The organism is Halorubrum sp. SD612, assembly GCF_002135005.1.
Genome location: NZ_NEWI01000149.1, coordinates 1 through 5,697, shown reverse-complemented (window position 1 = coordinate 5,697; position 5,697 = coordinate 1). Strand labels below are relative to the sequence as shown.

General features: G+C 71.3%; 6 protein-coding genes and 1 pseudogene. 3 read left to right on the top strand and 4 right to left on the bottom strand.

Annotation, left to right across the window (positions count from 1 at the left end):
* Both B9G38_RS17890 and hisB read right to left on the bottom strand, forming a co-directional pair.
* Nucleotides 1-93: pseudogene (locus B9G38_RS17890) on the bottom strand (YkgJ family cysteine cluster protein); the annotation flags it as partial.
* A gap of 85 nt (nucleotides 94-178) precedes the next feature.
* Nucleotides 179-775, bottom strand: coding sequence for an imidazoleglycerol-phosphate dehydratase HisB (hisB, locus tag B9G38_RS13680; RefSeq protein ID WP_086220726.1), 597 nt, complete (start codon nucleotides 773-775; stop codon nucleotides 179-181).
* Between the two features lie 351 nt (nucleotides 776-1,126).
* Here hisB and B9G38_RS13675 point away from each other — a divergent pair, with 351 nt between their 5' ends.
* Nucleotides 1,127-1,336, top strand: coding sequence for a helix-turn-helix domain-containing protein (locus B9G38_RS13675; protein WP_086220725.1), 210 nt, complete (start codon nucleotides 1,127-1,129; stop codon nucleotides 1,334-1,336).
* An 89-nt stretch (nucleotides 1,337-1,425) separates the two neighbouring features.
* Here the strand turns inward: B9G38_RS13675 and hisA are convergent, their stop codons facing one another.
* Nucleotides 1,426-2,166, bottom strand: a complete 741-nt coding sequence (hisA, locus tag B9G38_RS13670) for a 1-(5-phosphoribosyl)-5-[(5-phosphoribosylamino)methylideneamino]imidazole-4-carboxamide isomerase (protein ID WP_086220724.1) — start codon at nucleotides 2,164-2,166, stop codon at nucleotides 1,426-1,428.
* A 474-nt stretch (nucleotides 2,167-2,640) separates the two neighbouring features.
* Entirely contained in the window at nucleotides 2,641-3,459 is an 819-nt protein-coding gene (locus B9G38_RS13665) for a hypothetical protein (protein WP_086220723.1), read from the bottom strand.
* A 135-nt stretch (nucleotides 3,460-3,594) separates the two neighbouring features.
* Between B9G38_RS13665 and B9G38_RS13660 the strand changes: the two genes are divergently transcribed.
* Both B9G38_RS13660 and B9G38_RS13655 read left to right on the top strand, forming a co-directional pair.
* The gene (locus tag B9G38_RS13660) at nucleotides 3,595-4,833 is read left to right on the top strand and encodes a thiamine ABC transporter substrate binding subunit (RefSeq protein ID WP_086220722.1); all 1,239 of its coding nucleotides are present in this window, start codon (nucleotides 3,595-3,597) and stop codon (nucleotides 4,831-4,833) included.
* Nucleotides 4,834-4,860: 27 nt separating this feature from the next.
* The coding region (locus B9G38_RS13655) for an iron ABC transporter permease (RefSeq protein ID WP_143415464.1) at nucleotides 4,861-5,697 on the top strand (837 nt) is incomplete at its 3' end.

The window sequence follows — 5,697 nt, the reverse complement described above, 5'->3', positions numbered from 1 at the left end:
ACGCGGGCCGGCCCGGTCGGAGCCCGCCGCGGCCGGGTCGAGCGGGCGCCAGTCGACGCAGCAGCCGGCGCAACCCTCGCAGTCGAGTTCCATGCGTCCGTGGTAACGGTTCGCGCGGGCATAAGCGATCGGCGGCCGAACGGTTCGGCGGGGGTCGGCGGGCGACGGCGTCGCCGCCTCAGAGCTCGCCCTTCGTGCTCGGCGTGTCGCTGCGGCGCTCGTCGAGGCGGGTGGCGTCGTCGAGCGCGCGGGCTACAGCCTTGAACAGCGCCTCGACCTCGTGGTGGGCGTTGTCCCCTTTCTCGACCGTCGCGTGGAGCGTCAGCCCGGCGTTGTGGGCCAGCGAGAGGGCGAAGTGGTCGGCCATCACGCTGGTGAACTCCCCGACGGACTCCTGCGAGAACTCGCCGGAGAACTCGTAGTACGGCCGGCCGGCCACGTCGACGACGACGCTCGCGACCGCCTCGTCGAGGGGGACCCGCCGGTCGGCGTAGCGGCGGATCGCGCGCTTGTCGCCGAGCGCCTCGTCGAACGCCTCGCCGAGGCAGATCGCCACGTCCTCGACGGTGTGGTGGTCGTCGATCGCGAGGTCGCCGTCACAGCGGACCGTGAGGTCGAAGAGGCCGTGCTTGGCGAAGGATTCGAGCATGTGGTCGTAGAAGCCGATCCCCGTCGAGACCTCGCTGTCGCCGTCGCCGTCGACCGCGAGGGTGAGTTCGATCGTCGTCTCGCTCGTCTCGCGGGTGACGGCCGCGGTCCGGTCGTGCTCGCTCATACCGGCCCGTCGCGGGGGATTCGTAAGTCGGTTGCGGGTGGCGGCGTTCGGGCCCGAGGGAAGCGAGCGTCACACGGGGACGGCGAGTTTTGGTATAAATAGATCCCCGTGGCGCGCGTCTGCGAGGCCGGGGAGGCGGAGGCTGCGGTCCCGCGAGCGACCGGAAGCGGGGGCACTGAAGCCGCAGCGCCGCGCGCTCCGAGGCCGTCGGCCTCACCGCGAGAGACGACGCACGTATCCGCCGGCAGATCACTTCCACCGGAATGTGAATTACTAACACATCCTGTGAGAGAGTACGACGGGGAGTCGTCCGGCGTCGAGTAGTCGCTCAAGATCGGGAGGTGAGTAAACATGGGATCAGACCACAGCGCCAGATCGGAGTTGTCCGACACCCAGGAGGCGCTCCTCCGGAGCGCCGTACGGAACTGGTATTTCAAAGTACCACGCGGAGTTTCGACGGCCGAACTGGCCGAAGCGAACGGGCTGTCGAGCCGAGAAGCGAGCGAGGAGATCACCCGCGCCATCGATATCGTCTTGCGCGACGCGGGCTTCGATACGTGAGTGGTTCACAGGCCGGTGAATCGCACCGTGACACACTCATCGCGGTTAGTTATTTATGCCCGATCGACGACGAGCCCGCGGGCCGGTTGTTAGGTCTCGTCGGCCGCCTCCTGCGCCTCCCGCAGCGTGAACTCGCCCTCGTACAGCGCGGTCCCGACCACGACCGCCGCCGCGCCGGCCTCCTTCAGCGCGACCACGTCCTCGACGCTCGCCACGCCGCCGGACGCGATCACGGGGATCTCGACGGCCTCGACGACGCTCGCGACCGCCTCGCGGTCGATCCCTTCCAGCTGCCCCTCCACGTCGACGTTCGTGAAGAGGATCGCGCCGGCGCCCAGCTCCGCGTAGCGCGCCGCGGCCTCGGCGGGGTCCAGCCCGGTCCCCTCGGTCCACCCCGAGACGACGACCTCGCCGCCCTTCGCGTCGAGGCTGACGACGACGCTCCCGGGGTGCGTCTCGTCGATCTCGGCGACGATCTCGGGCGTCTCGACCGCCGCGGTGCCGAGGATGACGCGGTCGAGCCCCAGGTCGAGGAGGTCGCGCGCGCCCTCGGCCGTGCGGATGCCGCCGCCGAGTTGGAGGCCGACCCCGTCCGGAACGCTCTCGACGACCGCCTCGATCGCCGCCGCGTTGACGCGCTCCCCCTCGAACGCGCCGTCGAGGTCGACGAGGTGGAGCGTGCCGGCGCCCGCCTCGATCCACCGCTCGGCGGCCGCGACGGGGTCGCCGTAGCGCTTGCCCGTCCCGCGCTCGCCGCCGACCAGCTGGACGACCTCGCCGTCCTGCACGTCGACGGCGGGGATCACCTCGAACTCGGGGAAGTCGCTCATACCGGGTGAGAGTCGGGGACGCCGATTAAACGGGTCGGTTCGAGACGAAACGGAGGGGGAACCGGTGAACTGTTCGTCTCCAAGTCTCTAGTCGATTGTTTCTAAATGGCTACCTGTGGATCGGCGACGACTCCTCCAAGTCCCCAGTGACTGATTTATAAATAGCTGAGACTGAATCGCTGGCGAACACCGCCGAAGCCCCAGTCGTGAGGCCGCCGGTGACTGCCCCTTTGCGTCCCACCCGACCGCAACCGCAGCCTCGCGCCTCCCCGGCCTCGTCGCTGGCACCCTCCGCTTCGCTCCGGGAGCCAGCGACTCCAGCGAGAATCGGAGATTCTCTGGCAGTCGGGCGAAGCCCGACGACCTCGCGCGAGCGACTCGCGCCCTTCGGGCGCTCGTCGGCACGCGCCACCGCGCTCCGCTTATAAACAATAGAGTTACACCGACGCCGGAGGTCCCGGGTTCTCTACCCGCTCACGCCACCGAGATGAGCAGCTGCGAGACGTCCTCGTCGTAGGCCGCGGGGTCGGTCGCGAGCGCCTCGGCGGTCTCCGCGTCCGCGAGCCGCCGCACGACGCTCTCGGCGTCGACCGAGTCGGGCAGCGCCGCGTCGAACACCTCGATGAGCGGGTCGGTCGGGTACGCGCCGCCCGCGACGATGACGTCGGTCCCGTCGTGCCAGACGCCGAGGCGGGCCCCGATATCGAGGGGGCGGTCGACGGTCGCCGTCGACCCCGTCGGGAGCGGAATCCCCCCGTCGATCGCGTACTCGCCCGTCAGCCGCCACGCGGTCGCGGTGTGGCCGGACCGGACGGTGGTGGTCATCTCCTCGGCGACCTCGACGCCCTCGATGCCGGCGTTTCGGAGCTGCGCGCGGAACGCGTCGGTCGCGGCCGTCTCCACCTCGCTCATCACCCGCTCTCGACCGACGCCGGCCGGGAGCCGATCGATCGCGGGCCGGAGGTCGATCCGCGTCGCGAAGAAGACGACGGGCGACCCCGAGGCGTCGACCGTCTCGGCGAGCGCGTCCGCGACGGGGGCGTACTCGAATATCCGGGTTCGTTCGAGCGCCCGAACCGTGACGGGGCCGTACGACTGCTCGAAGACGGTGCTCTCGGACTCGTCGGTCTGCCGCCAGTCCCCGATCCGGTCGCTCGTCACTTCGGGGGCCGGGACCGGGCCGTCGCGGCCGCCCAGACAGCCCGCGAGTCCGGCGACGCCGGCCGCCGCGCCGCCGGCGAGCAGCCGCCGCCGGGTCGTCCGCGTCGACCGCGCTCCGGAGTGCTCGTCCATGGATCCGGGTGGTCGTCGCGGAGTAAATGGGTGTCGGCGGTCCGGGAGTCGGGCCGGAGCGGGACCCCCGCTCGGGGACGGCGCAGCGGACGCGGACGGAGCCCTTATGTAACCACCGAGTACAACAACCGAGTGATGACTACCGACGAGAGCGAGACGCGGCGGCGACGCGCCCGGTCACGCACCCGACGGCGGTTCCTGACGGCGGCCGGGGCGGCGGGGGCCGCCGCGCTCGCCGGCTGTAGCGCCGAGCGGACTGACGACGGCGGCGACGGCGCCGGAAGCGACGGGGACGGGGGCGCCGACGGGAACGACACCGACGACGAGAACGGAGACGACGGAGATGAGACGCCGACGCTGACGGTCGCGACGTACACGAGCTTCATCGACGCGCCCTCCGTGAGCCCCGGCGAGTGGCTCAAAGAGGAGTTCGAGAGCCGGGTCGACGCCACGCTGGAGTGGGCGACGCCCGACAACGAGGTGAACTACTACGTCGAGCGCGCCGCCTCCGGCGCGTCGGTCGACGCCGACCTCTACGTCGGCCTCACCACGGAGGACCTCGTGCGCGTCGACGAGCGGCTCGACGACGACCTCTTCGCCGAGGCGGGCGAGATCGAGGGCCGCGACGCGGTCAAGGAGGGGCTCCGGTTCGATCCCTTCGACCGGGCGGTCCCGTTCGACACCGGCTACGTGAGCCTCGTGTACGACGGGACCGCGACGGAGGCGCCCGAGACGTTCGACGGCCTGCTCGACGACGAGCACGCGGGCGCGCTCATCGCGCAGAACCCCGGCGCCTCCTCGACCGGGCGCGCGTTCCTCCTCCACACGGTCGACCGCTTCGGCGACGGCGGCGTCGCGAGCGACGGCGACGGGGAGGCGATCGAGGGCGCGGACGGCGACCCCGACTACGACTACCTCGACTACTGGGCGGACCTCCAGGAGAACGACGTGCGCGTGCTGGGCAGCTGGGACGACGCGTACGCGGCGTGGAGCGAGGGCGAGGCGCCGATGGTCGTCTCCTACTCCACCGACCAGGTGTTCGCCGACATGGAGGGCGCGGACCTCGAGGAGCACCAGATCCGGTTCCTGAACGACCAGGCGTACGCGAACCCCGAGGGGATGGCCGTCTTCGCCGACGCCGACGAGCCCGAGCTCGCCCGGGAGTTCATGTCGTTCGTGCTGGAGCCGGCGGTCCAGGGCGAGATCGCCCAGCGCAACGTCGCGTTCCCGGCGATCGACGGCGCCGAGCTGCCGAGCGACTACGCCGAGCTGGCGCAGGAGCCGGCCGACCCGGTGACGTTCACCTACGACGAGCTACAGGGCTCCGTCGACGCGTGGGTCGAGGCCTGGGAGCGGGAGTTCGTCGGGAACTAAGCGCGTGGGCGACGAGGGACCGAGCGCGTGACGGACGACGACGGCGATCGCACGGGTCGCGTGGGGCTGAGCCGCCTCCGCGAGGGCGTCGAGTCGCGCGCGCTGACGGCGCTGGCGGTCCTCACCAGCGCCGCGCTCGTCGTCGCCTTCTACTACCCGACCGCGACCGTCCTGATCGAGGCGGTCGTCGTCGACGGCGCCGTCACGCTCGCCGTCTTCGCGGAGGTCCTCACCGACCCGTTCTACTTCGGGGAGCTGGCGCGGCTGCTCTCCGGCGAGTCGCCGGTCGCGGTCGCGCGGTCGCTCGCGTCGCCCGAGCGCCGGCTCGGGATCGTCGGCTTCACCGCGTATCAGGCGGTCCTCTCGACGCTCGCGAGCGTCGCCCTCGGCCTCCCGGCCGCGTACCTGCTCGCGCGCTTCGAGTTCCCCGGGCGGCGGACGCTGCGCTCGCTCACGGTCGTCCCGTTCGTCCTCCCGTCGATCATGGTCGCGGTCGGCTTCGTCGCCACCTTCGGACGGAACGGCACGCTGAACGCCGCGCTGGGCGCGCTCGGCCTCCCGCCGGTCGACCTCATGTTCACCCTCGAAGCGGTGGTGATCGCCCACGCGTTCTACAACGCGCCGCTCGTGGCGCGCGTGACGACCGCGGCGTGGGAGTCGGTGGACGCGAGCGCGGTCGAGACCGCGCGGAGCCTCGGCGCGGGACCGGTCCGGGCGTTCGTCGACGTGGTCGCGCCGCAGGTGTACCCCGCGGTCCTCACGGGCGCGGCGCTCACCTTCGTCTTCACCTTCGGCACCTTCCCCATCGTCTTGGCGCTCGGCGGGTTCGAGCTGGCCACCGTCGCGGTGTTCGTCTACCGGCTG